Source organism: Actinopolymorpha sp. B17G11 (genome assembly GCF_040196095.1).
Lineage (GTDB): Bacteria > Actinomycetota > Actinomycetes > Propionibacteriales > Actinopolymorphaceae > Thermasporomyces.
The window spans coordinates 1-22989 of record NZ_JBEFTW010000033.1 but is presented as its reverse complement, the minus strand read 5'-3'; the positions used below and the strand labels follow the sequence as shown (position 1 = coordinate 22989).

At 68.7% G+C, this 22989-nt stretch carries 21 protein-coding genes; 8 read left to right on the top strand and 13 right to left on the bottom strand.

Annotation, left to right across the window (positions count from 1 at the left end):
• The first annotated feature begins 128 nt into the window (after nt 1-128).
• A complete protein-coding gene (locus ABN028_RS27085) occupies nt 129-455 on the top strand; it encodes an ArsR/SmtB family transcription factor (RefSeq protein WP_349326930.1) in 327 nt (108 codons plus the stop codon).
• Nucleotides 456-551: 96 nt separating this feature from the next.
• On the opposite strand, the gene ABN028_RS27080 is transcribed toward ABN028_RS27085, so the two are convergent.
• Entirely contained in the window at nt 552-1217 is a 666-nt protein-coding gene (locus tag ABN028_RS27080) for a class F sortase (RefSeq protein ID WP_349326929.1), read from the bottom strand.
• Entirely contained in the window at nt 1204-2079 is an 876-nt protein-coding gene (locus ABN028_RS27075) for a hypothetical protein (RefSeq protein WP_349326928.1), read from the bottom strand. The genes ABN028_RS27080 and ABN028_RS27075 overlap by 14 nt, the downstream gene beginning before the upstream one ends.
• Nucleotides 2080-2365: 286 nt before the next feature.
• Here ABN028_RS27075 and deoC point away from each other — a divergent pair, with 286 nt between their 5' ends.
• From deoC to ABN028_RS27055, 4 genes are all read left to right on the top strand, one after another.
• Nucleotides 2366-3319 (top strand): deoxyribose-phosphate aldolase, encoded by a 954-nt coding sequence (deoC, locus tag ABN028_RS27070; protein WP_349698610.1) that lies wholly within the window; start codon nt 2366-2368, stop codon nt 3317-3319.
• A gap of 358 nt (nt 3320-3677) precedes the next feature.
• Complete coding sequence (locus ABN028_RS27065) at nt 3678-5114, top strand: aldehyde dehydrogenase family protein (RefSeq protein ID WP_349326927.1); 1437 nt, start codon at nt 3678-3680, stop codon at nt 5112-5114.
• Complete coding sequence (locus ABN028_RS27060; RefSeq protein WP_349698577.1) at nt 5107-6051, top strand: aldehyde dehydrogenase family protein; 945 nt, start codon at nt 5107-5109, stop codon at nt 6049-6051. The genes ABN028_RS27065 and ABN028_RS27060 overlap by 8 nt, the downstream gene beginning before the upstream one ends.
• A 17-nt stretch (nt 6052-6068) precedes the next feature.
• Nucleotides 6069-7316, top strand: coding sequence for a SatS C-terminal domain-containing protein (locus tag ABN028_RS27055; RefSeq protein ID WP_349326925.1), 1248 nt, complete (start codon nt 6069-6071; stop codon nt 7314-7316).
• Here the strand turns inward: ABN028_RS27055 and ABN028_RS27050 are convergent.
• A complete protein-coding gene (locus ABN028_RS27050; protein ID WP_349698576.1) occupies nt 7288-7971 on the bottom strand; it encodes a MarR family winged helix-turn-helix transcriptional regulator in 684 nt (227 codons plus the stop codon). The genes ABN028_RS27055 and ABN028_RS27050 overlap by 29 nt on opposite strands.
• 61 nt (nt 7972-8032) lie before the next feature.
• On the opposite strand from ABN028_RS27050, the gene ABN028_RS27045 reads away from it, so the two are divergent.
• A complete protein-coding gene (locus ABN028_RS27045; RefSeq protein ID WP_349326922.1) occupies nt 8033-8767 on the top strand; it encodes an SDR family NAD(P)-dependent oxidoreductase in 735 nt (244 codons plus the stop codon).
• A 145-nt stretch (nt 8768-8912) separates the two neighbouring features.
• Nucleotides 8913-9098 (top strand): PspC domain-containing protein, encoded by a 186-nt coding sequence (locus tag ABN028_RS27040; RefSeq protein ID WP_349326920.1) that lies wholly within the window; start codon nt 8913-8915, stop codon nt 9096-9098.
• A gap of 44 nt (nt 9099-9142) precedes the next feature.
• Here the strand turns inward: ABN028_RS27040 and ABN028_RS27035 are convergent, their stop codons facing one another.
• Both ABN028_RS27035 and ABN028_RS27030 read right to left on the bottom strand, forming a co-directional pair.
• Complete coding sequence (locus ABN028_RS27035) at nt 9143-9493, bottom strand: hypothetical protein (protein WP_349692045.1); 351 nt, start codon at nt 9491-9493, stop codon at nt 9143-9145.
• An 84-nt stretch (nt 9494-9577) separates the two neighbouring features.
• On the bottom strand, nt 9578-10699 hold the full coding sequence (locus ABN028_RS27030) for an adenosine deaminase (RefSeq protein WP_349326918.1): 1122 nt from the start codon (nt 10697-10699) through the stop codon (nt 9578-9580).
• 492 nt (nt 10700-11191) lie between these two features.
• On the opposite strand from ABN028_RS27030, the gene ABN028_RS27025 reads away from it, so the two are divergent.
• A complete protein-coding gene (locus tag ABN028_RS27025) occupies nt 11192-12091 on the top strand; it encodes a hypothetical protein (protein ID WP_349698575.1) in 900 nt (299 codons plus the stop codon).
• A 150-nt stretch (nt 12092-12241) separates the two neighbouring features.
• Here ABN028_RS27025 and ABN028_RS27020 read toward each other — a convergent pair whose 3' ends face one another.
• From ABN028_RS27020 to ABN028_RS26985, 8 genes are all read right to left on the bottom strand, one after another.
• Nucleotides 12242-13546 carry a thymidine phosphorylase gene (locus ABN028_RS27020; protein ID WP_349698574.1) on the bottom strand — a complete coding sequence of 435 codons (1305 nt, stop codon included), beginning with the start codon at nt 13544-13546 and terminating at the stop codon, nt 12242-12244.
• 131 nt (nt 13547-13677) lie between these two features.
• The gene (locus ABN028_RS27015) at nt 13678-14076 is read right to left on the bottom strand and encodes a cytidine deaminase (RefSeq protein ID WP_349327328.1); all 399 of its coding nucleotides are present in this window, start codon (nt 14074-14076) and stop codon (nt 13678-13680) included.
• Between the two features lie 104 nt (nt 14077-14180).
• Nucleotides 14181-15476 carry an ABC transporter permease gene (locus tag ABN028_RS27010; RefSeq protein ID WP_349326915.1) on the bottom strand — a complete coding sequence of 432 codons (1296 nt, stop codon included), beginning with the start codon at nt 15474-15476 and terminating at the stop codon, nt 14181-14183.
• An 85-nt stretch (nt 15477-15561) separates the two neighbouring features.
• Entirely contained in the window at nt 15562-16698 is a 1137-nt protein-coding gene (locus ABN028_RS27005; RefSeq protein WP_349698573.1) for an ABC transporter permease, read from the bottom strand.
• Nucleotides 16695-18257 carry an ABC transporter ATP-binding protein gene (locus ABN028_RS27000; RefSeq protein WP_349698572.1) on the bottom strand — a complete coding sequence of 521 codons (1563 nt, stop codon included), beginning with the start codon at nt 18255-18257 and terminating at the stop codon, nt 16695-16697. Before ABN028_RS27000 ends, ABN028_RS27005 begins: the two co-directional genes overlap by 4 nt.
• Before the next feature lie 81 nt (nt 18258-18338).
• Nucleotides 18339-19469: a BMP family lipoprotein gene (locus ABN028_RS26995; protein WP_349698571.1), complete on the bottom strand. Its 1131-nt coding sequence runs from the start codon at nt 19467-19469 to the stop codon at nt 18339-18341.
• A 228-nt stretch (nt 19470-19697) separates the two neighbouring features.
• The gene (locus ABN028_RS26990; RefSeq protein WP_349326910.1) at nt 19698-20948 is read right to left on the bottom strand and encodes an amidohydrolase; all 1251 of its coding nucleotides are present in this window, start codon (nt 20946-20948) and stop codon (nt 19698-19700) included.
• Nucleotides 20949-21369: 421 nt separating this feature from the next.
• Nucleotides 21370-22338, bottom strand: a complete 969-nt coding sequence (locus ABN028_RS26985; protein WP_349698570.1) for a hypothetical protein — start codon at nt 22336-22338, stop codon at nt 21370-21372.
• Nucleotides 22339-22989: the final 651 nt, after the last annotated feature.

Sequence of the window (22989 nt, the reverse complement as noted above, 5' to 3'; positions counted from 1 at the left end):
TCCCGTGGGGCCTGCTCAAGGCGGGCCAGCTGGGCGGGCGCATCGGGCGTTCGGTGAGTCGATTGTGCCGTGCTGTTGACGGCACTGGAAGCACCTGCCAATAATTTCTAGCATGTGCAAGGTTGATCATGCGTGAGAGTGAGCTGACCGGAGACCAGCTGCTCCAGGCGTTGAGCACGCTGGCCAACCCGCACCGGCTGCGGGTCGTCGCGGCGCTGAGGCCGGGCCGGCAGTACGTCAGCGCGATGGCCCGCCAGCTCGGGATCAGCCGACCACTGCTGCAGATGCACCTGCGCAAGCTCCAAGCCGCTGGCCTCGTCACCGCGCAACTCGAGCTTGCCGACGACGGAAAGGCGGTCAACTACTACAGCCTCACCCCGTTCGCGCTGCACCTCTCCCCCGACACCATCGCCCGCGCCGTCCACACGCTCAGCGACGGCAAGGAAGGACGGTAACCGTGTCCGACGCACAGAGACGTTCCATGTTGACCGCCCCGACGTAGACGAGCTGAAACGGAAACCACCGCTCAGGGCCGTCCCGGAGCGTGCGCCTCAGACCGGTTGGGCGAAGACGAACGTGTTCCCGGTGAAGCGTGAGCCGTCGTACCAGCAGGTGATGAGGACCAGCCTCCCGCCCGGGAAGTGCCGGTCGTCGATCGTCTTCGCCTCCTCGGCCACCTGCTCGAACGCCTTGTCCGGGACCACCCTGGTGACCTCGTACCTGACCACACCGCGGTTGGTGTAGACGTCGACGTCGTCGCCTTGCCGCAACCGGGCGGCATATCCGAGGGCTCCGCCACCCACGCCTTCGACACCTCGTCGCTTCAGGGTGTGACCCACGATCAGCGAACTGCCCACGCCTGCACCAGGTATCGGACCGTCCTGCCACCAGCCGACGGTGGCGGGATCACTGGGCGGGACAAGAGTGCGGTACTTCTTGCTCGCCGGGTCATTACTCATGCTGATGCCCTGGACCGGAGCACTGACGTGCAGCCGGGGAATCTCGATCCGGGACGGGACACCTGCCTCAGCTCGATCTCGATGCACCGTGGCCTGGCCTTCAGCCTCCGCGGCCCCTGACCTGGCATTGCCCCCGGAGTTCGGGTCTTCCCCGGAGTGGGTCCCGGGCAGGGACCCACTCGCGAGGAAGCATCCCGTCACCGCCAGCACGATGCCGACGGCGAGGAACAGCCAACGCGCTGCCTTAGGCGGCGCCATGTCCACCCTGGTGCGCCGGCTTGAGGAGCCGGAATCCGCCGAGCGCCATCACCGCCAGGCCGGTGAACAGGACAACCCAACCGAGAAGGGCAACCGAACCGAGACCCCCTGCCGGGCCGTCACCACTACCGCCGAAACCACCCTCGAACGCGGTCGGACCCGGGCCCGGCACGGGTGTGCTTGTCGGTGCCGGGCTGTCCGAAGGTGTCGGCTCAGGACTGTCGGTCGGCTCCGGCGTCTCTGTCACCGTCGGCTCCGGGCTCGGTGTGTCGGTCACCGTTGGCTCCGGGGTGGGCGTGTCGGTCGGCTCCGGCGTCGGCTCCGTGCCGCACGCCTGCACCCAGAACACCTTGTACTTGTGGAACGCCACCTTGCCGCCCGCGTCGGTCACGGTGACGTCGACCTTGATGTGCACCTGGCCCTTGGTGTTCACCTCGAGACCGGTGAGGTCGAGTTCGTAGGACTCGCTGTGGTTGAGGACGTTGCTCGGATCGTTTCCACCCACGAAGTCGAACGACGAGCGCCCCTTGTCCGCAAGTGGCACCACCACCGGAGGCGTGGGATTGGTCGGGGACCATACGTTGAAGGTCACGTCGGCCGTGTTGGTGCCGGGTTCAGGATCGAACCCGAAGAACTGCAGGTCGAAGCCACAGACCACGTGCGGTTCGTTGGACGGATCCGCATCGACCGGAGTGCCGTCGATCTTGACCGAGCCATTGGCGCCCGCCGGCTGGTGGTCGGCTGCCGCGGGCTGGACGAGGAGGAGTGCGCCGATGACGGCGAGGAGGAGGCCGAGCATCAGCGTGCCGATGCTGCGTGCGGCGCCAGAGAGGCGACGCTGAACAGGAGGACGGGCGTTCATGGTTCCCTTTCGAGGAAACTGAGATGATCCGTGAACCCCCGTGAGAAACGTCCAGCCGCCGGCGCCAGGCGCCACGTGCGTGACGGATCTTTATACACGCCTGCTCGGCACCCGGTTGCAGAGAATCCGCGCTTGCTCGGCTGTGGCCACTTTCGGCCAGTCCGAGCGTGTCTCACGCTCACGGACTGTCCGGTTCCCGACACGTTGAGCGCCGATCAGGTCGACCGCGGCGGACGCGGAGCACTGAGTCGGAACCTGTACGCGACATAGACTCTGGCGGGTGACCATGACCGCCGCGCTGTCGCCGGAACGGATCTCGGCGATCACCGGTTCCGATGCGAGTCTGCGCGCGTTTCTGGCGGGCTTGCCAGGCGTCGACCAGGTGGGCGCGGAGGCGCGGGCGGCCACGCTGGCCACCCGGTCGATCAAGACGTCGGCGAAGGAGTACGCCCTCGACCTGGCCGTGACGATGATCGACCTCACCACGCTGGAGGGCCAGGACACGCCCGGCAAGGTGCGGGCGCTCTGCGCGAAGGCCCAGCGTCCGGACCCGGCCGACCCGACCTGCCCACCCGTCGCCGCCGTGTGCATCTACCCCGACCTCGTACCCACCGTGAGGGACGCCCTCGCCGGCAGCACCGTCAAGGTGGCGAGCGTCGCCACGGCGTTCCCGTCGGGGCGGTCCAGCCTCCACGTCAAGGTGCGCGAGACGGCTGACGCGGTAGCGGCCGGCGCCGACGAGATCGACATGGTGATCGACCGTGGAGCGTTCCTCGCCGGGCGGTTCGCCACCGTGTACGACGAGATCGTCGCCGTCAAAGCGGCCTGCGGCGAGGCGCATCTCAAGGTGATCCTGGAGACCGGCGAGCTGGCGACCTACGACAACGTACGCCGCGCGAGCTGGCTCGCCATGCTGGCCGGGGCCGACGTCATCAAAACCAGTACGGGCAAGGTGTCGCCGGCCGCGACCCTGCCGGTCACGCTGGTGATGCTGGAGGCGGTGCGCGACTTCCGCGACGCCACCGGCCGGCTGGTGGGGGTGAAGGCGGCGGGCGGCATTCGTACGGCCAAGGACGCGATTCGCTACCTCGTCCTCGTGAAGGAGACCGCCGGCGAGGACTGGCTCGATCCCGCTGGCTTCCGGATCGGGGCGTCCAGCCTGCTCAACGACCTGCTGATGCAGCGAACCAAGATGCGGACGGGCCGGTACGCAGGTCCTGACTACTTCACCCTCGACTGACCAGGAACGTCGCGGCTGCGGTCGCGGTCCTGGACTGCTTCGCGGGGCCGGCGACCAGTGGCACGTCCACCGGAAGCAGCCCGAAGACAGGCCGCCCCGCCATGATCATGCGGGAGAAACTGGGCGTTTCCCACCCTGAACCCGCCCCGTTTCTCCCGCATGATCATGGTCGAACGCCGCCAAGGTCGACGTCCGCGAGGCGGCCCCGCGGCGCGGTCCGGCGCCGCACCCTCACCGGTCGTACCGCCGGGCTTAGGGTGGTAGACACGGGTCCGTTCCCGTTCACCGCGGGATCACCCTCGAGCCGACATGCTGCACCACGCCGGACATCGGGTTGGTTGTAAAGGGGGCGCCTGCCATGCCCAGGTTCGACTACGCCCCAGCACCGGAGTCGCGGGCGATCGTCGACATCGCCTCGTCGTACGGACTGTTCATCGGCGGTGACTTCGTCGAGCCGGTCGACGGCGGTCCGTTCAAGACCGTGAGCCCGGCGACCGCGGAAGTGCTGGCTGAGGTGACGGGGGCCGGGCCGCGCGACGTCGACCGCGCGGTCGCTGCCGCGCGCACCGCCTACTCCGGTACCTGGTCCACGATGTCCGGCCGCGACCGCGGCAAGTACCTCTTCAGGATCGCGCGTCTGATCCAGGAACGGGCCCGCGAACTCGCCGTGCTCGAGTCGCTCGACAACGGCAAACCGATCCGCGAGTCCCGCGACGTCGACATCCCCCTGGTTGCCGCGCACTTCTTCTACTACGCCGGGTGGGCGGACAAACTCGCGTACGCGGGCGTCGGCCCGAATCCGTTGCCGATCGGCGTCGCCGGCCAGGTCATCCCGTGGAATTTTCCCCTCCTCATGCTGGCCTGGAAAATCGCGCCAGCCCTGGCGTGCGGCAACACCGTCGTACTGAAGCCGGCCGAGACGACACCACTTACCGCGTTGATGTTCGCCGAGATCTGCCAGCAAGCCGACCTGCCGCCCGGTGTGGTCAACATCGTGACCGGTGCGGGCGAAACCGGGCAGGCACTCACCACTCATCACGGGATCGACAAAATAGCCTTCACCGGATCGACCGAGGTGGGAAAGGCCATTGCCCGCGCTCTCGCCGGCACCCGGAAACGCCTCACCCTCGAACTCGGCGGAAAGGCCGCCAACATTGTCTTCGACGACGCAGCACTCGACCAGGCCGTCGAAGGCATCGTCAACGGCATCTTCTTCAACCAGGGCCACGTGTGTTGCGCCGGCTCCCGCCTCCTCGTGCAGGAGAGCGTCTACGACGACGTGCTCGCCAGGCTCAAACGGCGGATGGGCACACTGCGCGTCGGTGATCCGCTCGACAAGAACACCGACGTCGGCGCGATCAATTCTCCCCAGCAACTGGAGAAGATAAGGATGCTCAGCGACGTCGGCGAATCCGAAGGAGCCGAACGCTGGTCAGCACCCTGCGCACTACCCGATCGTGGCTACTGGTTCGCGCCGACCATTTTCACCGGAGTGACCCAGGCACACCGGATCGCGCGCGAGGAAATCTTCGGGCCGGTGCTTTCCATTCTCACCTTCCGTACGCCGGAAGAGGCGGTCGAGAAGGCCAACAACACGCCGTACGGGCTGTCCGCCGGCGTCTGGACCGAAAAGGGTTCGCGCATTCTCTGGATGGCCGACAAGCTCCGGGCCGGGGTGGTGTGGGCGAACACGTTCAACCGGTTCGATCCCTCGTCGCCGTTCGGCGGTTACAAGGAATCCGGCTATGGACGCGAAGGCGGCCGGCACGGCCTGGAGGCCTACCTCGATGCCTGAAGACCAGACACCAGAAAAGCGGCAGCCGACCGAGACACCCCGGACGACCGAAACCGTCCGGACCGCGGAACGACTGGACGTGCGCAAGACGTACAAGCTCTTCGTCGGCGGCGCCTTCCCGCGCAGCGAGTCGGGCCGTAGCTATCCGGTCCACGACGCCGGCGGCCGGTTCGTCGCCAACGCCGCGCTCGCATCGCGCAAGGACGCCCGCGACGCCGTGGTGGCAGCGCGGAAGGCGTTCGGCGGCTGGTCGGGGGCGACCGCCTACAACCGCGGCCAGATCCTCTACCGGATCGCCGAGATGCTGGACGGTAGGCGCCAGCAGTTCGTCGCCGAAGTTGCCGCCGGTGAGGGACTCGACACCGAGCGCGCCATCGCGCAGGTGGACGAGAGCATCGACCGCTGGGTGTCCTACGCCGGATGGTCGGACAAGATCGCCCAGGTCGTCGGCGGGGCGAACCCGGTCGCCGGGCCGTACTTCGACTTCTCCCTCCCCGAACCCACCGGGGTGGTGGCCGTCGTCGCCCCACAGGACTCCAGCCTGCTCGGCCTGGTCAGCGTCGTCGCACCGGTGATTGTCACCGGCAACACCTGTGTCGTCCTCGCCGCCGAACGCACCCCCCTCCCGGCGGTCACCCTGGCCGAGGTGCTGGCGACGAGCGACCTGCCCGGCGGGGTCGTCAACCTCCTCACCGGGCGGGTCGCCGAGGTCGCTCCGTGGCTCGCCAGCCACATGGACGTGAACGGCATCGATCTCACCGGAGTCGACGATCCGGAGGTGGCGGCTGAACTCGAGGGGGCGGCTGCCGATAACCTCAAGCGCGTGACGCGGCCGCCGCTCGACCACGAACGTCCGGACTGGTACGCCGAGCCGGGCCTCGATCGGATGACGGCCTACCTCGAGACCAAGACCGTCTGGCACCCCATCGGCAGATAAGACCGGGATGTAACGCTGTGACGACAGAATTCCTGAACGATCCGATCGTGCCGCTCGAGCTGACCATCACCGGCGGCAAGCGATTCACGTTGTACCAGCCGGGGTGGTACACCGCCGACGACGGCTCCGCCGGCTTCCTCGGCACGAAGGGCCAGGTCTACGGCTTCCGTACCCTCGACGACCTCGTCAGTTTCGTAGACTCCAGCACCCCGACCGACCTGTCGCCGAGCCAGCACCTGCGGCCGCTGCGGATCTGGCCGGCGGAGGAGTACGCCCGCAAACTGTGTTCGTACGACCTCATCAACCTGCCGGAGATCGCCGACGGCGAACTCGACGCCGACGAGCAGGCCTCCCTGGGGTCGACGCTCGCGCTGATGCTCGACCTGCTCGACTACATGGACGTCGACGACCCGCACGCGCAGGCGCTGCACGACGACGAGGACATCAGCAAGCTCGCCTCCGGCGATGAGGTGCTGTCGATCTTCCGCGCGGCGCACCACCGCAAGCACGTTGTCGAGATCCTCGACGCCAACTGGTCGTGGTGTCTCGCCGAGGTCTCCCGCCGAATCGTCGTCCCGGACCTTCCGGAGTCGCCGGTCAGTAGCTCACCGTTGCTGGGCGGCGCTGCCGGTAGTGCCGCGGTCAGCGAGGAGGGCGACGGCTCGGTACCGCTCGAGGACGCCACCGACGCGATGACGTTGTGGTTCGGCCTTGCCGAGGAGGGGTTCTACGCCGTACGCAGCACGAGCCTGCATGATGGCATCCCGCACTATGCGGGTACGCCCGACGACGCAGGCATCCCCCGGTTGACGGTCTGGACCGACCTCGACCGGATGCGTACCGACCTCACGTCCGGTCCGGTCGCCGGCCTGAGCGACGGACGCGGCGGTGAGGTGGCGCTCAACCTGCTGAGCGTCCTTGACCGTCCGGACGTCAGCCTCACCCCGCACGACGACTCCATCTTCGACCTCGTGCTCGTCGCCGACTCCCTCACCGAGGAGATGGACCACGAGGCCGCCGACAAGCTGGTGAGCGCCTGGACCGAGCTGTCGCGACTGGCCGACTGGGGCGGCTGGACCGACCTCGCGGAACTGCTCAGCCCCGAGTCGCCGGCCGGCAGGTTCGTGATCTCCTGTGCCGTCGACCTGGCCCAGGACCGACCGGGTGCCGCCCAGGCGCTGGCCACGGCCGACGTGAAAGCGGCGGCAGCCGGGTGGCAGGCCGTGCTCCCCGTCCTCACGGCGCATCTGGACCAGCAGAGCTGACGTCGAGTGGACCAGGGGAGCTGACGTCGAGGGTGCGCGACCTGACGTCGGCCGTGAGTTTCGCGAGCAGGGCGATGAGTGTGTCGCGCTCTTTCGCGGACAGGCAGCTGACGAGCGAGGCTTCGCGTGCGAGTACCGCGTCGACCGAACGTTCGATGAGGGCGTGCCCGTCGGCCGTCAACGACACGAGGACGGTACGGCGGCCGGTTGGTGCCGGGGCGCGCCGGACGAGTCGATCGCGTTCGGCCCGCGCTACGCGTTGAGAGATCGCGCCGGCCGTAACCAGCGTCCGCTCCGCGATCTGTCGGGTGGTGAGGGCGTACGGCGGACCCGCGCGGCGGATCACGGACAGCAGGTCCAGCGTCGCCGCGTCGATTCCCGCCTTCCGTAGCACCCGGTTGCGGTCGTCCGCGAAGAGCTTCGCCAGGCGCCAGAGGGGTGTCACGATCTCGATGGAGTCTGTCGGGGTGCCCGGGCGTTCGCGTTGCCAGGCTGCGGCGATCTCCGCGGCCGGATACGGCGAAACGGCTCCTAGCGGTGAGCCAGCATCGGCGGGCGAGCCGGCAGCATGGGCGGGCAAGCCGGCAGCATCGGCGGGCGAGCCGGGACTCTCCACGGGCGAACCTGCATCCCCCGGGGCGGGGTGGTCGGCCACGGCGCGTACTCCTCGTCTCCGCTATGTTTAGACCTAAACGTACCAGGAGGCAGGAGGAGCCTTGACCCGCATCGTTCTCGTCACCGGCGGTACCAGCGGCATCGGGCGCGCCGTCGCCGCTCGGTTCGCCTCTGACGACGCCGAGGTCTTCATCACCGGGCGCCACACCGACACGGTGGAGGCGGCCGCGAAAGCACTCGAGGTCCACGGCGTCGTCTGCGACGCCACCCGGCCCGACCAGGTGTCGTCCCTGAGTTCGCAACTCGGCGAACGGCTCGACGTCCTCGTCAATGCCGCCGGCGGCCTGGCCGAGGTGGACCCCACCGGCCCCGGCTCGACCGCCCCGGACCCGCTGGACACCCTGGCCGCCGAGTGGCAGTCGAGTCTTGCCCAGAACCTGCTCAGCGCGGTCCTCACCACCGCCTCGGTCCAGGAGAAGCTCGACCGGGGCGGCTCGATCCTGAGCATCGGTTCGATCGGGGCCGAGCGTCGCGGGGGTGCGTACGGCGCGTCCAAGGCCGCCCTCGCAGCCTGGAACGCGTCTCTCTCCGCCCAGGTCGGCCCGCGCGGTGTCACCAGCAATGTCATCTCCGCCGGATACATCGAGGGCACCAACTTCTTCCGAGGCAAGATGACCGACGAACGCCACCGAACTCTCGTGCAGGAGACTCACGACAAACGGCCGGGCACTCCGGACGACATCGCCGAAACCGCCTACTTCCTCGCATCGCCCGGTGCGAGGCACATCACCGGCCAGACGATTCACGTCAACGGTGGTGCCTTCACCACGCGGTAGCCGGCCTGGACATCGGGATCGCGCATCAGGCCGGCGTAGGTCGGGGAGAACCCTCGCCTGTCCCCGATTTCGGCGTACGCAGGAAACACTCCGTGCGGGCGGCTCGTCTTACCGGTGTAAGCACAGTCGAGGAAAGGACTTCCGCATGGCCCGCCTGGTCCGCCCGCGCAGGGGAAAGGTCTTCGCTGGCGTCTGCGCCGGGCTCGCCGACCGGTTCGGCCTGCCGCGCTGGTTCGTGCGGCTGGCGTTCATCCTGTCCTGCCTCCTACCCGGCCCGCAGGTGATCCTCTACATCGTGCTGTGGATCCTCATCCCGCGGGACGACACCTGAGGTGGGGTCCCCTCATCGGAACAGGAGCCGCATGGATGGGCGCCCTACCAGCGCAGGCCCCGGCGGGCGAGTTCGATCTCGAGCTCCATCCGGCGTACGCCTGACAACGGGCTCCGCGCGCCCCGTGTCTCGACCTCGAGGGCGCGGCAGGCAAGCAGCAGCGTGTCGTCGTAGGCGAGTTCGGTGACGTGCAGGTGGAACGCCCGGGCGGACACCCGCCGGTCGGCGTGCAGGCGCATGATTTCCTCGCCGAGCCGATGCAGATCGGCGGCCAGGCGTTCGATTGGGCGTTGTGCTGGTTGCATGCCGGCCGTGGCCGCATTCCAGTTGGGAGTCGGGCCCATGCCCTTGCGTAGCGCCTGCCCCAGCCAGTCCAACACCCGTCCGCCCGCCATGCCCCATCCTCTGCACGCGCTTATGTGCTTCCAGGATGCGCCATCCGGCGGGATTTGGCTCCCGCGAAGGTCCCGGGTATTCGTTCAGCGTTCGTCGACCGGCCGCTGCATCTGGGCGAACGCCCGCTCGGCAGCGAGCCCGGCATACCCCGGCTTGATGACGTCGTTGATCAGCGCGAGCCGCTGGTCGAACGGCAGGAACGCGCTCTTCATCGCGTTGACGGTGAACCACGCGAAGTCGTTCAGGTCGTAGTCGAACGCCTCGGCGAGGGCGGCGAACTCCTGCCCCATCGACGTACCGCTCATCAGCCGGTTGTCGGTGTTGACCGTCACCCGGAACCGCAGCCGGGTCAACAGGCCGAACGGATGCTGCGCGAGCGAAGGTGCCGCACCGGTCTGGATGTTGGACGTGGGGCAGAGCTCGAGGGGGATCCGCTTGTCGCGGACGTACGCAGCGAGCCGGCCGAGGCGCGCGGTCCCGTCGGCGCTGACCTCGATGTCGTCGACGATGCGTACGCCGTGACCGAGCCGGTCGGCGCCGCACCACTGGATCGCCTGCCAGATGGAAGGAAGGCCGAACCCTTCGCCGGCGTGGATGGTGAAGTGGGCGTTCTCACGCTGGAGGTACTCGAACGCGTCGAGGTGCCGGGTCGGCGGGTAGCCCGCCTCAGCACCCGCGATGTCGAACCCGACCACGCCCTGGTCGCGGTAGTGCACGACCAGCTCGGCGATCTCCCGCGACCGGGCCGCATGCCGCAGAGCGGTCAGGATCTGGCGTACGACGATGGGCCGGCCGGCGACGGCTGCCCGCTTCTCACCCTCGGCGAAGCCGTCGCGTACGGCCTCGACCACCGCCGGCAGGCTGAGCCCAGCCTGCAGGTGTTGTTCAGGGGCGTACCGGACCTCCGCGTAGACCACACCGTCCTGCGCCAGGTCGAAGGCAGCTTCCGCGGCGACCCGGGCCAGCGCCTCCGGAGTCTGGAGGACGCCCACCGTGTGGACGAACGTGTCGAGGTAACGCTCGAGCGACCCGGAGTCCGCGGACTCGCGGAACCACTGCCCCAGGTCGGGCGCCGTTGGCGCGGGCAGCTCGTGGCCCACTTCCGCCGCCAGCTCGAGGACCGTCTGCGGACGCAGCCCACCGTCGAGGTGATCATGGAGCAGAACTTTCGGGGCCCGGGCGATCTCGTGGGCGGTGACCTTCATAGCGTGACGATACGCCGTCTCACGTCCGGTCGCGGCCAGCTTTCGGGTGGCGCCTGGGCCCGTGGGGGCGTGCGTCCCCGGACCGCGCGGTCAGGTGAGGGAACCGCGGAGACCGCGCACGATCCGGTTGAGCGTGGCAGCGTCCTCGGGCGCCGGATTCGCTGCCACCTGGCCAGGCTGGCAGCTGCTCGTGGAGTACTCCCCCAAACGTTGGCTTGCGCCGCCCGCTGGGCGTCGGCAACCGTGTGAGACAGGGCGCGGGCTGCCCCCACCCGGTGATCATGAGAGTGGTGGGGGGTCCAGGTGCCGCTATTCCTTCATGATCATGGAACGTACGCCGGCTCGGGGGGTAACTGCTACGGCGTCGGCGGCGCGGCCTGGGCGGGTGACGGCAGACCCTGACCACAACGGGTAGGTCAATGTCGGCACAGCACCTTGACAGGTAAGTTACTTTCGCTCACCTTCAAGGCCGGCACGGTGATTGGGGGTTGGATGCTGGCTCTTGTTCGAGACCTGACGCCGCTCGTCCTCGGCGTACTCCTCACCTGGATCGGCGCGACGACACTGCTCGACCGCTCGGCGAGCCAGCAGACCGCTGCCCACGCCTTGTTGCCGCCCCTGATGGGCGAAGGGCCCGCGACGACGGCGATTCGGATCGCGGGATGGGCCGAGCTGCTCGTGGGTCTTGGCCTGCTCGGCGTTCCGACGCACCGGCTGCCCGCGGTTGGCGCCGTGGCGCTGGGAGTGGGGTACGCAGGGATCCTGGCGTACGCCCGACTGCGCCCGTCGGCACCAGCTGGCGCGACGGAGTTGCCCGCGGCCGGCTCGGCCGAGGCGGGCGGGACGACGGTCCGATGGCAGTCCTACGTCCGGGCCGGCCTGGTGGTCGTCGGCGGGCTGTTCGCCGCCAACGCGGCCACCCCGTGGTGGATGGCTGGCGGACAGCACCCGGTGACGTCGTTCGGGATCGTGGTGTTCGTCACGCTCACGCTGGTCGCCCTCTCAGCCCCGATCGACCAACTCTGGGCCCGTCACACGCCGCGACGTCGGTTGCGACTGCCGCACGCGCGGACTGCTATCCCTCTCCATGCACCCGACCTCCATGTGCCGGACCTCCATGCGCGGGATCTCGGCGCCCCGGACCTCGCCGTCCCGGACCCCGGCGCGCCGGACCTCGGCGCCCTCGACCTCCCCGGCCCCGATCTCGATGGCTTCGGCCCCGATCTCGAGGGCTTCGGTCCCGCCCAGGCAGGTGGCGTGGCCAGCTCCGCCCTGCCCGTGGCTGGCCGCTCGCCAGACGCATCCCGGACCACCTCGGGCGCGTGGACGCTACCTGTTCCCGTCGGTGGTCATGAGGATTCCCCGGGCCATAGCTCCGCGCAGCCTTCATGATCACGGTCATGATCACGGCATAAGGCCCTACCCGACGCCCGGTCACCAGAGGGCCACACCCGATACCTCAACCGATGACCTCAACCGACGCGCCTCAACCGACGCGCCTCAGCCGACGCGCCTCAGCCGACGCGCCTCAGCCGACGCGGGTCAACCGAGCCGGTCGAGCACGAGTGACTGGTGCGGCCGAGCGCCGTCCGGCGCGACCACGATCCCGCCGTCCAACGCGGCGACGGCGCGGTCGAAATGCGCCGGATCCTCGGCGTGCAGCGTGAGCAGTGGCTGGCCGGCGCGGACGTACGCACCAGGTTTCACATGCAGTTCCACCCCCGCCGAGGCTGACACGGGAGCCTCCTTGCGGGAGCGGCCCGCCCCCAGTCGCCATGCCGCGACACCCACCGCGTAGGCGTCGAGCTGGACCAGCACACCCTCGGCCGGTGCGTAGACCACGTGAGTCTCCGGCGCCCTGGGCAGGGCCGCTGCCGGATCGCCGCCCTGGGCCTGGATCATCTGCCGCCAGACATCCATCGCCGTACCGTCCTCGAGGACTTTGGCCGGATCCACGCCCCCGGACACATCGCATGCGGCCAGCATCTCCCGCGCCAGCGTGACAGTGAGCTCGATGACGTCGGGAGGGCCGCCGCCTCCGAGCACCTCCACAGCCTCGCGGACCTCCAGCGCGTTGCCCACGGCGAGCCCCAGCGGCGTGTCCATCGACGTGAGGAGGGCCGTCGTCCGCACCCCGGCGGCGATACCCAGCTCGACCATGGTCGTGGCGAGCGCGCGCGCATCGTCGACGTTCTTCATGAACGCACCGGAGCCGACCTTGACGTCGAGCACCAACGCCGACGTCCCCTCGGCGATCTTCTTGCTCATGATCGAACTGGCGATCAGCGGAATCGACTCGACGGTTCCAGTCACGTCGCGCAGGGCGTAGAGCTTGCGGTCTGCCGGCGCGAGGGTGTCGGTGGGCGCGCAGATGACCGCGCCGACGTCGGTGAGCTGCCGGACGATGTCGCCGTAGGACAGGGACGCCCGCCAACCCGGGATCGACTCCAGCTTGTCGAGGGTGCCGCCGGTGTGGCCGAGGCCGCGGCCCGACAGTTGCGGTACGGCCGCGCCGCACGCCGCGACGACCGGTGCGAGCGGCAAGGTGATCTTGTCGCCGACGCCGCCCGTCGAGTGTTTGTCGACCGTGGGGCGTCCGATGCCGGCGAAGTCGAGGCGCTCGCCGGACGCGATCATGGCGTGGGTCCAGCGGGCGGTCTCGGCCGCAGTCATGCCACGGAGGAGGATCGCCATCGCCAGCGCGGCCATCTGCTCGTCGGCAACGACGCCACGGGTGTAGGCGTCGACCACCCAGTCGATCTGGGCGTCGGAGAGGGTGCCGCCATCGCGTTTGCGGCGGATCACCTCGACGGCGTCGAACAACTCTGGCCCCACCTGCTCACCCACGGGAGCTTCCTATCAGATCGTCCGGGCGCAGCCGGCTCGGATCGTTCCGGGCGCGCAGCCGGGTCGAATCGTCCGGGCGCAGCCGGCTCGGATGGTCGGGGCACATTTCGTCGGACTCACCCCCGTCGGACTCACCCTCGGTCCGACCTCAGATCGTCCGGGCCGAAGGCTTCGGGAAGCAGCTCGCGCAGCGGTCTTACGCCGTTCGCTGAGTCGACCTGCAGTTCGGGTCCGCCGTGCTCCCACAACAGCTGCCGGCAGCGACCGCACGGCATCAGGAGGCCACCGTCCCCGTCGCAACAGGTGAACGCCACCAGCCGGCCACCACCCGTCGCATGCAACGTCGAGACCAGTCCGCACTCGGCGCACAGGGTCATGCCGTAGGAGGCGTTCTCGACGTTGCAGCCGACCACGATCCGGCCGCTGTCGGTGAGCGCGGCCGCCCCGACGGGAAAGCGGGAGTACGGCGCATAGGCTCGGGCCATCGCGTCCCGCGCCGCCGAGCGCAGCGCCGCCCAGTCCACGTCCACATCCACGTCGTTCGTCCGCCTGCCTTCTCGTCACGATGCACGCCAATTCCCAACGAGGCACGGCAGATTTACCGCGTATCGTTGGGGAATGATCACGTACGTGATCATTTCACGTACGGCTCACCGTCGGCCTTTGGTGCGCGTACCCGCCCGACGAGGCCGGCTACCGCGATGATGGTCGCGAGGTACGGCGCCATGATCAGCAGCTCCCCCGGGATCGGGGTCTCGATGATCTGCAGCTGGTTCTGCAGCTGCTGGGTGAACCCGAAGAACAGCGCGGCGACCGTCGCGCCGAGAGGATGCCAGCGGCCCATGATGAGAGCCGCCAGGGCGATGAAGCCCTGTCCGGCCGTGAGGTCCTTGTCGAAGCTGCCGGTGAACCCGACGGTGAAGAACGCACCACCCAGTCCGGCCGCGATCCCGCCCGCGAGGACGGCCTGGTAACGCACCCGCAGGACGTTGATGCCCACGGTGTCCGCCGCGCGCGGATGTTCGCCGACCGCGCGGACCCGCAAGCCCCAACGGGTCTTGAAGAGGACGAAGGTCACGATCGCCACCGCGGCGTACATCGCGTACACCAGCAGCGTCTGGTGGAAGAACGTGTCGCCGATGACGGGGATGTTGGCCAGCAGCGGGATGCGGACGGCCGGCAGGACGCCCGGGTTGTTGAACCGGTCGCCGTTGCCCTCGGCTACCTGGTCGAACAGGAACCCGGTGATGCCGGAGGCGAACACCACGAGAACGACGCCGAGCACCACCTGGTTGACGCGGTAGCGGATCGCGAACACCGCGAGCATCGCCGCGATCAGCACCCCCGCCACCACAGCCGCAGCGACCCCGGCCAGCAGGCTCCCGGTCACGGTGGCAAGCACCGCAGCCGCGAACGCACCCGCCAGGAACTGTCCCTCGATCGCGACGTTGATGACACCGGCCCGCTCGCACAGCACGCCGGCCAGCGCGCCCAGAATCAGCGGGGTCGCGACGTTCAGCGTGCCCTGGAGCTGGTTGGTCAGCGGGAACGTCTTGCCGGCGGCGGCCCAGCACAGGAACGTCACCACGAACGCGAGGCCGAACCCGGCCCACAGCAGGCTTGCCCAGCGCCGGGGAAGGCCGCGAACGAGATGAACGAGCGCGACCACCACGGCGTAGGCCGCGAGTGTCACCGCGACAGGCAACGCGGGGAGCCCGAGGTTGGGCAGCGGCCGCTCGGAGAACTGGCTCGACAACGTGAACGTCACCGTCGCCGGCGAGGTGGAGACCGCGAGGACGGCGCCGACGGCCGCGAGCACCAGCATCAGGATGCCGGTACGGATCCGTTGCCGGCGCTCGTCCGGCGACTCGATGGCCATGGCGGGAGTGGGCGGCGGCGCCATCGTGGTGGTGGGTGCGGCCTGGCTCATGCGGTTCTCCTTTTGCATGACCGCTGCGGTGCCTCACTCCGGCACACCTCGTACCTCTGCATACCTCCGTGGGGGCTCCTCGCGCTCATGCGGTCCACCCCTTCGCGAGAACGGTGCCGGTGCCCCGGGCGCGGATCCGGAACACGGCCCTGACGAGGGCGGGTGCCGCGATGAACAACACGATGGTGGCCTGGAGCACCGTCGTGAGGGTCAGTGGTGTCTGGGTCTGCAGCTGCATCTGCAAACCGCCCGCGTTCAACGCACCGAAGACGAGGCCGGCGACGACCGTGCCGGCCGGTGAGGCCCGGCCGAGCAGCGCCACGGTGATGGAGTCGAAGCCGATCGATCCTGCGATCCCGTCCGTCAGGGGGTAGTCGGTGCCGAGCACCTGCTGGGCACCCGCAAGCCCCGCCAGCGCGCCGGCCACGAGCATCGCGACGGTGTAGGCGCGGCCGACGCTCATGCCGGCCGTGCGGGCGGCGTCCGGGTTGGCGCCGACGGCACGGAGCTCGAAGCCGGTCGTCGACCGGGCGAGCAGCCACCACACCACAGCGGCCGCGGCGAGGGCGACGACGAAGCCCAGATGCAACCGGGTGCCCGCCCAGTGCGGGAACTGCGCCGTCGTGGCGACGACCGGACTGATCGGGTCGTTGCGCCCAGGTCGCTGCAGGGCGTCGGTCGTCAGCAACCATTGCAGGAGATAGAGCGCGACGTAGTTGAGCATGATCGTGAGGATGACTTCGTGGGCGCCGGTACGCGCCTTGAGCAGGCCGACCACACCGCCCCACAGCGCACCGCCCGCGATGCCGGCGATCACCGCTACGCACAGGTGCAGCACCACCGGAAGGTCCACCGCGAAGCCCACCCACCCCGCGCACAGCGCACCGGCGATGAGCTGTCCCTGCGCCCCGATGTTGAACAGCCCTGCCCTGAACGCGAGCGAGACGCCGAGACCGGCACAGATCAGCGGCGTCGCCTGCACGAGCGTCTCGGTGAGCGGCCGCCATCCGCCGACCGCACCGAAGAACAGCGCGGAGTAGGCGTCGGCGACGGCGGTCCACGACGCGGCGAGGGCGTCCGGTGGGTACGCGAGGAAGTATCCCCACGTCGCCAGTACCTCCGCGTTGCTGACGATGACGAGAACCGCGCCGACGAGCAGGGCCAGCACGACGGCTGCCACGCTCACGGCCACCTCACGTAGCGGCAGCGCTGCCGGCCTCATGACGCGTCCTCCAGTGAGCCGAGCACGGTCGGGTGCTCCTCCGCCTCGGTGGCCGCCGCCTCCGGTGGTACGCCCGCCATCATCAGCCCCAGCTGGTCCCAGGGAGTGTCGGAACCGACGATGCCGACGATCCGGCCGCGGTACATCACCGCGACCCGGTCGGCGAGGGCGACGATCTCCTCCAACTCGGTCGACACGATGAGGACGGCCGTCCCCTGGTCGCGTTCGCGCACGATCCGTTGGTGGACGAACTCGATGGAACCGACGTCGAGGCCCCTCGTCGGCTGCGCGGCGATCAGGAGCTCCAGTGGCCGGGACAGCGCCCGGGCGAGGACGACCTTCTGCTGGTTTCCACCGGAGAGCGCGCTCACCGCGGTCTCCGCGGATTCGGTGCGTACGTCGAACTCCTCGATGCGGAGGGCGGCATTCGCGCGGACCTCGGCGAGCGAAAGCCTGCCCTGCTTGGCGAACGGAGCTCGCCGGAACAGGTCGAGGACGAGGTTCTCCGCCACCGAGAACGTACCGACGAATCCGTCATGGGCCCGGTCCTCGGGGATGTAGCCGATGCCCGCCTCCAGGCGTTCGCCCGGGCTGGCAGCGGTGAGCTCGCGACCGGCCAGCTCGATCGCACCACCGGCGATGCTCGTCAGGCCGACCAGCGCCTCGACGAGTTCGGTCTGGCCGTTGCCCTGGACGCCTGCGATACCGAGGATCTCGCCTCCGTTGACCTCGAACGACACGTCGTCCACGGCAAGGCAGGCCTGCGCGTCGACGACCTGGAGGTTCTCGACGCGCAGCTTGGGACCTGCCGGCGTCGCGTCCGCCTTGTCAACGGTGAGTTGCACCGGGCGACCGACCATCAGCTCGGCGAGCTCGCTCTCGGTCGCGTCGGTGTCGACCGTCTCGACGACCCTGCCGCGCCGGATCACGGTGATCCGGTCAGCGATCGCCCTGACTTCCTTGAGCTTGTGGGTGATGAAGACGATGGAGGTGCCGCCTTGCTTCAGCGCCCGCATCACCTCGATGAGTTCGTCGATCTCGCGAGGGGTGAGCACTGCGGTCGGCTCGTCGAGGATGAGGACTTTGGCGTTGTTGGCAAGGGCTTTGAGGATCTCGACACGTTGCTGCACCCCGACCGGGATGTCCTCGACCTTCGCCTGGGGATCGACCTCGAGCCCGTACCGCTGCGAGAGATTGCGGACCTGCTCGCTGGCAGCGGCCGGATCCAGCATGCCGAGCCCGCGAGTGGGTTCGCGGCCGAGCATGATGTTCTCGGCGACGGTGAAGACCGGAACGAGCATGAAGTGCTGGTGCACCATGCCGATGCCCGCGGCGATCGCCTCGCGCGGCGACGTGCAGACGAGCGGTTCACCGTCGAGGACGATGCTTCCCTCGTCGGGTTGCAGCAGGCCGTAGAGCATGTTGACCAGCGTGCTCTTGCCGGCACCGTTTTCGCCAAGCAGGCAATGGATCTCGCCCGGCTCGACGGTGAGGTCGATGTGGTCACACGCGACGAGGGAGCCGAAACGTTTGGTCAGCCCGCGCAGCTCGAGCTTCATGGCACGTTCCCGCTCCTTCGCCGTCGTGTGTCGTACCGCGAAATACCGTGGGATCTGCGGGGAACCGCTGTCCCGTGGCCGTTACTGCGTCTGCGGGACCGCCTTGGACTCGATGGGGATCGTCCCGTCGATGATCTGCTGCTCGATCTCCTCGATCTCGGCCTTGAGCTCGGCGGGGATCTTGCTGTCCCACTCGTGGTACGGCGACAGTCCGGTGCCCTTGTTCTCCAGGGTTCCGACGTAGGGCGTGTTGTCGAACTTGTCTTCGTACGTCGTCGTGATGACGTTCTTGACCGCGACGTCCATGCCCTTGTAGACGCTGGTGAGGAGCACACTGCAGTACTCGGCCGCGCTCTTGCAGCCGTCGGTGTCGACCCAGATCGCGTTGACCTTGCCGCCGGAGGCCTTCGCGGCCTGCAGACCGCCGAGTCCAGCCGGACCGGCCACCGGGAAGATGATGTCGGCGCCCTGGCTGATCAGGTTCGTGGCGGTGTTCCGGCCCATCCCCTTGTTCTCGAAGTCGTTGGTGAAAAGGCCCTTCTGGTTCTTGTCGTTCCAGCCGAGCAGTTGGACGTCCTTGCCCTTCTGCTCGTTGTAGTACGCCACGCCCTCGGAGAAACCGTCCATGAAGATGGTGACCGTCGGAATCGGCAGTCCGCCGAACGTGCCGACCTTGCCGGTCTGCGACATCCCGGCCGCGAGATAGCCGGCGAGGAAGCTCGACTGTGCCGTGTCGAAGAGCAGCGACTTGACGTTGGTGGGCGCCTTGTCGAGCTTGACCTCCTCGAGGTCGACGGCGTTGATGTCGAAGTCGACGATGCCGAACTTCACGTCGGGGTTCTCCGCCGCGGCGATCGCGGTCTGGTTGCCGAGCTTGAAGCCGACGGTGATGATCGCGTTGCACTTGGCATTGACCATGCCGGAGATGTTCTCCGGGTAGTCGCCGTCAGAGTCGGACTCCGCTGTCGACTCTGCGATGCCGTACTCGCTCACCGCGTCCTGCAATCCCTTGTAGGACGTCTGGTTGAAGGACTTGTCGTCGAACCCGCCGGAGTCCGAAACCATGCAGGCGCGGAAGTCCTTGGCGTCCGCGGCCGGTTTCTCGCCGCCCGAGCCCTCCGCTTCGTTGCTCTCGGTTGGCCTGCTCCCACAGGCGGTGACGACAAGCGCCAGAACGCCTAAGACAGCAAGACCCCTGAGGTACTTCGTCAAGAGACACCCCTTCTCGCCTGACCATTCGGGTGGATGCCCTGCCACGTCGCGTGCCGCTCTCGACGGCACTCGGGCACTGCGCTTCGGTGACTATAGGCCGCGTGGGCGTCCACGGAAGACCCGCCGGGGCGGTTGATGCCACGTGAAACCTTCCCGTGACATTTGGCGTAGAAAAAGGGCGCCGGAGTCACCATCCGCTGCCCGTCGCAGTGCGCGCGGCTGGCGACCTCAGAGAAGCTCGGGACGGACGGGCGCGTCGAGGCCGTCCGTCGCGGCGAGCAGTGCCGTCGCCACGAGGAGACGCACGCCGACGGCGATGGCGTGCTCGTCCACGTCGAAGGTCCCCTGGTGGAGGTCGAACTGCCCGTCGCTGCCCGGAGCGCGGACGCCGAGCCGCGCCATCGCGCCCGCGATCTTCGTGAGGTACCAGGCGTAGTCCTCGCCACCGAGGCTCTGGTCCGTCGGCGCGATCGCACTGCGGCCGAGCGTCGACTCGGCCGCGTCCTGAAGGATGGCGACCGAGAGCGGGTCGTTGACGACCGGAGGTACGCCACGGTGCACCTCGGCCTGGACACTGACGCCGAACGGAGCGACGATCTCCCGCGCGAGAGCGGGGACGAGTTCGGCCGCGGAGGCCCACACCTTGGCGTCGAGGCAACGGAGGGTCCCCTCTGCCTCGCCCTCCATCGGGATGGCGTTGGCGGCCGCGCCGGCGTGGACGCGACCCCAGACAAGGGTCAGGCCCGCCCTTGGATCCACCCGACGGGACAGGGCAGCGGGCATCTGGCTCACCAGGGTGGCGAGCGCATGCACGAGATCGGCGGTGAGATGCGGCCGTGCGGTGTGCCCGCCGGGGCCGGTCAGGCGTACGTGTACACGGTCGGCGGCCGAGGTCAGCGAGCCGGTGCGCAACCCGACCTTGCCGACATCGAGGCGCGGATCGCAGTGCACGGCAAAGATCTGGTCGACTCCGTCCAGGCCGCCGGCCGCGATGACGTCGAGTGCCCCGCCGGGAATGATCTCCTCGGCGGGCTGGAAGAGCAGGCGTACGCCGTGATGGAGCATCCCGGCCTGTGCGAGCTCGGCGAGGACGAGACCGGCGCCCAGCACGATCGTGGTGTGGACGTCGTGGCCGCAGGCGTGGCAGACACCGGCCCTCGTCGAGCGGTACGGCACGGTCTTCTCGTCGGCGACCCGGAGCGCGTCGAGGTCGGAGCGGAGGGCGATCCTGCCCAGGCCAGGTGGGGGCTTACCGATGTCGCAGAACAGGCCGGTGCCGATGGGGAGCCGGGTGGGTGAGAGACCCGCGCTGGCGAGCCGATCGACGAGTACCGTCGTGGTGCGAAACTCCTCGCGACTCGGCTCCGGATGGGCATGCAGATCGCGCCGGAACAGGATCAGCTCGTCGGCGTAGGTCTTGGCGAGCCGGTCGACTTCGGCGGCGATTTCCTCCTCGAGGGGCACCTTTCGATTGTCCACCCCATCCTTTTTGTGACGCACGCCACCCCCGTTTCACGCTGCGTAGGCCCCTTCAAGCATCCCGCACATGTCACTGTCGCCACGCCCCTTTCCCGTGATCATGATCGTGATCATGAAGATCCTCGCGACATATAGCCCTGTTTCGCTTCATGGTCCGGTTTCGCTTCATGGTCCGGTTTCGCTTCATGGTCCGGTTTCGCTTCATGGTCCGGTTTCGCTTCATGGTCCGGTTTCGCTTCATGGTCCGGTTTCGCTTCATGGTCCGGTTTCGCTTCATGATCTCGGCCGGGGCGTCGGAACGAGAGTCGGCGAGAAATGGTGGTTCCGCGGCGAGCCAGACCCCACGGCCTACAAGGCTCCGCCGCGGCGTGATCGCAACAGTGCGGACTCAAGTCCGGGCGATCTCACCGACCGCGCTGGCTCACGCCGCGAGCTCACCGACTGCGCAGAAGGGGCCGCACGGTCGCGGGCGGCCCTGCCAGCCGTTCGCCTTCAGGACCTCGGCCACCTGCCAGGCGACGTGGCAGCTCCTCGTCGTCGTGTCTGTCCATCCGTACCGCAAGGTGACGCGGCCACGAACACTCGTGTCGTTGTCCCGCTGGTAGTCGCGGAACCGCCCTTCTTCGGTGTGGCCGGTCAGCCCGTCCAGCTCGACGACTGTCCGAAAGTCCTCGTACTCCACGTCGCTCCGTCGACTCTGCTGGCCGAACCGGCGGTGACGCTGCCGACGGCCCGGAGGCAGTCCGTGGGCACGCTCCACCCTCTGGGCGTAGGTGATCTCAAGGGGCGACTCGGCGCCCGTCGACACGTCGACGAGCAGGCGCTGCACCTCGCTCCGCCAGCGGATCTTCTTCCGAGCGTCCAACGCGATCCCGAGCCTCTCAGGTGTCGTACGTCGGCGCTGGCAGGCGCGGATCACCCACATCTCGGCGTCCTGCGGACGCTCGGCCTGATCCACCAGGTCGAGGACGGTCTCCTCGACGTTCGTCACCGGTGGCCTCCGGTTGGGATGCCGGGTCGCGTCGAGTCGATACGAGTAGTGGATTTGTACGCCTACCAGGCTTCTCACCCGGCGATCCACGCCGATCGTCACGTGAACACCGTGCCCCGGCTGGTCGACGAGACCCCACAGCTCTGCCGCGGTCTCATGACTCACGGTCGCCCCTGCGCCGGCGTACAACAGGGCGGCCCAGACTTGCGCAGAGCGTGTCAGCGGGCCAGTAAAGGTGGCGTATACCCGTGGAAGCACGCGCTGCCAGCGCCCTGCTCTCACGTTGCTACGCACGAGGTCCCCGGGAAGGCCCGCGTGGGTGAGCTGCTGGCGGGTGAGGACGCCCTCCTGCGCCGCGATGGTCTCGCGGAGGCTTCGCGGTATCCGGTGTTCAGCCATGGTTCGAGCATGGACGGCCCTACGCAGTCAGGTGGCTGCCCGGGACCAGGCTGTGGACGACTGGGCCGATTTCGCACCTGTGGATAGTTTCTGGCGCACCGCACCCCAAATGGACCGCCACACCCGGCGGCACCCGGCGGCGCCATCCCGCGGCGGCGGCACCCGGCGGGCACCAACCCCTGCGGCACCATCCCGCGGCGGCGGCACCCGGCGGGCACCAACCCCTGCGGCACCATCCCGCGGCGGCGGCACCCGGCGGGCACCAACCCCTGCGGCGCCATCCCGCGGCACCAAACCCTGCGGCACCAACCCCTGCGGCGCCATCCCGCGGCACCAAACCCGGCGGCGGGCACACACGCGGAGGGCATCCAAACGACCTCGCCCCACCGCCGCAGGACCGACGTCGGTCCCGCGCTACCTGCCACGGCGACCCCAACTGGCCGAACCATGAAGCGAAACCGGACCATGAAGGCCGAAGGGGCTATAGCTCCGCAGGGCCTTCATGATCACGATCATGATCACGGGAAGGACGCTGACCATGATGGCCGCGCACCTGCCGCCAGCCGAATTCGGCACGAGTACCCGCCCCGGCCCGGATCCCACTCGAATCTGGTACGAATCCCCACCCACGCCCGAATCCCCACCCACGCC

Excerpts from the sequence above, each read along its gene's own strand:
- ABN028_RS27085 (WP_349326930.1), top strand. The coding sequence starts at position 129 with ATGCGTGAGAGTGAGCTGACCGGAGACCAGCTGCTCCAGGCGTTGAGC.
- ABN028_RS27080 (WP_349326929.1), bottom strand. The coding sequence starts at position 1,217 with ATGGCGCCGCCTAAGGCAGCGCGTTGGCTGTTCCTCGCCGTCGGCATC.
- ABN028_RS27075 (WP_349326928.1), bottom strand. The coding sequence starts at position 2,079 with ATGAACGCCCGTCCTCCTGTTCAGCGTCGCCTCTCTGGCGCCGCACGC.
- deoC (WP_349698610.1), top strand. The coding sequence starts at position 2,366 with ATGACCGCCGCGCTGTCGCCGGAACGGATCTCGGCGATCACCGGTTCC.
- ABN028_RS27065 (WP_349326927.1), top strand. The coding sequence starts at position 3,678 with ATGCCCAGGTTCGACTACGCCCCAGCACCGGAGTCGCGGGCGATCGTC.
- ABN028_RS27060 (WP_349698577.1), top strand. The coding sequence starts at position 5,107 with ATGCCTGAAGACCAGACACCAGAAAAGCGGCAGCCGACCGAGACACCC.
- ABN028_RS27040 (WP_349326920.1), top strand. The coding sequence starts at position 8,913 with ATGGCCCGCCTGGTCCGCCCGCGCAGGGGAAAGGTCTTCGCTGGCGTC.
- ABN028_RS27035 (WP_349692045.1), bottom strand. The coding sequence starts at position 9,493 with ATGGCGGGCGGACGGGTGTTGGACTGGCTGGGGCAGGCGCTACGCAAG.
- ABN028_RS27030 (WP_349326918.1), bottom strand. The coding sequence starts at position 10,699 with ATGAAGGTCACCGCCCACGAGATCGCCCGGGCCCCGAAAGTTCTGCTC.
- ABN028_RS27025 (WP_349698575.1), top strand. The coding sequence starts at position 11,192 with ATGCTGGCTCTTGTTCGAGACCTGACGCCGCTCGTCCTCGGCGTACTC.
- ABN028_RS27010 (WP_349326915.1), bottom strand. The coding sequence starts at position 15,476 with ATGAGCCAGGCCGCACCCACCACCACGATGGCGCCGCCGCCCACTCCC.
- ABN028_RS27005 (WP_349698573.1), bottom strand. The coding sequence starts at position 16,698 with ATGAGGCCGGCAGCGCTGCCGCTACGTGAGGTGGCCGTGAGCGTGGCA.
- ABN028_RS27000 (WP_349698572.1), bottom strand. The coding sequence starts at position 18,257 with ATGAAGCTCGAGCTGCGCGGGCTGACCAAACGTTTCGGCTCCCTCGTC.
- ABN028_RS26985 (WP_349698570.1), bottom strand. The coding sequence starts at position 22,338 with ATGGCTGAACACCGGATACCGCGAAGCCTCCGCGAGACCATCGCGGCG.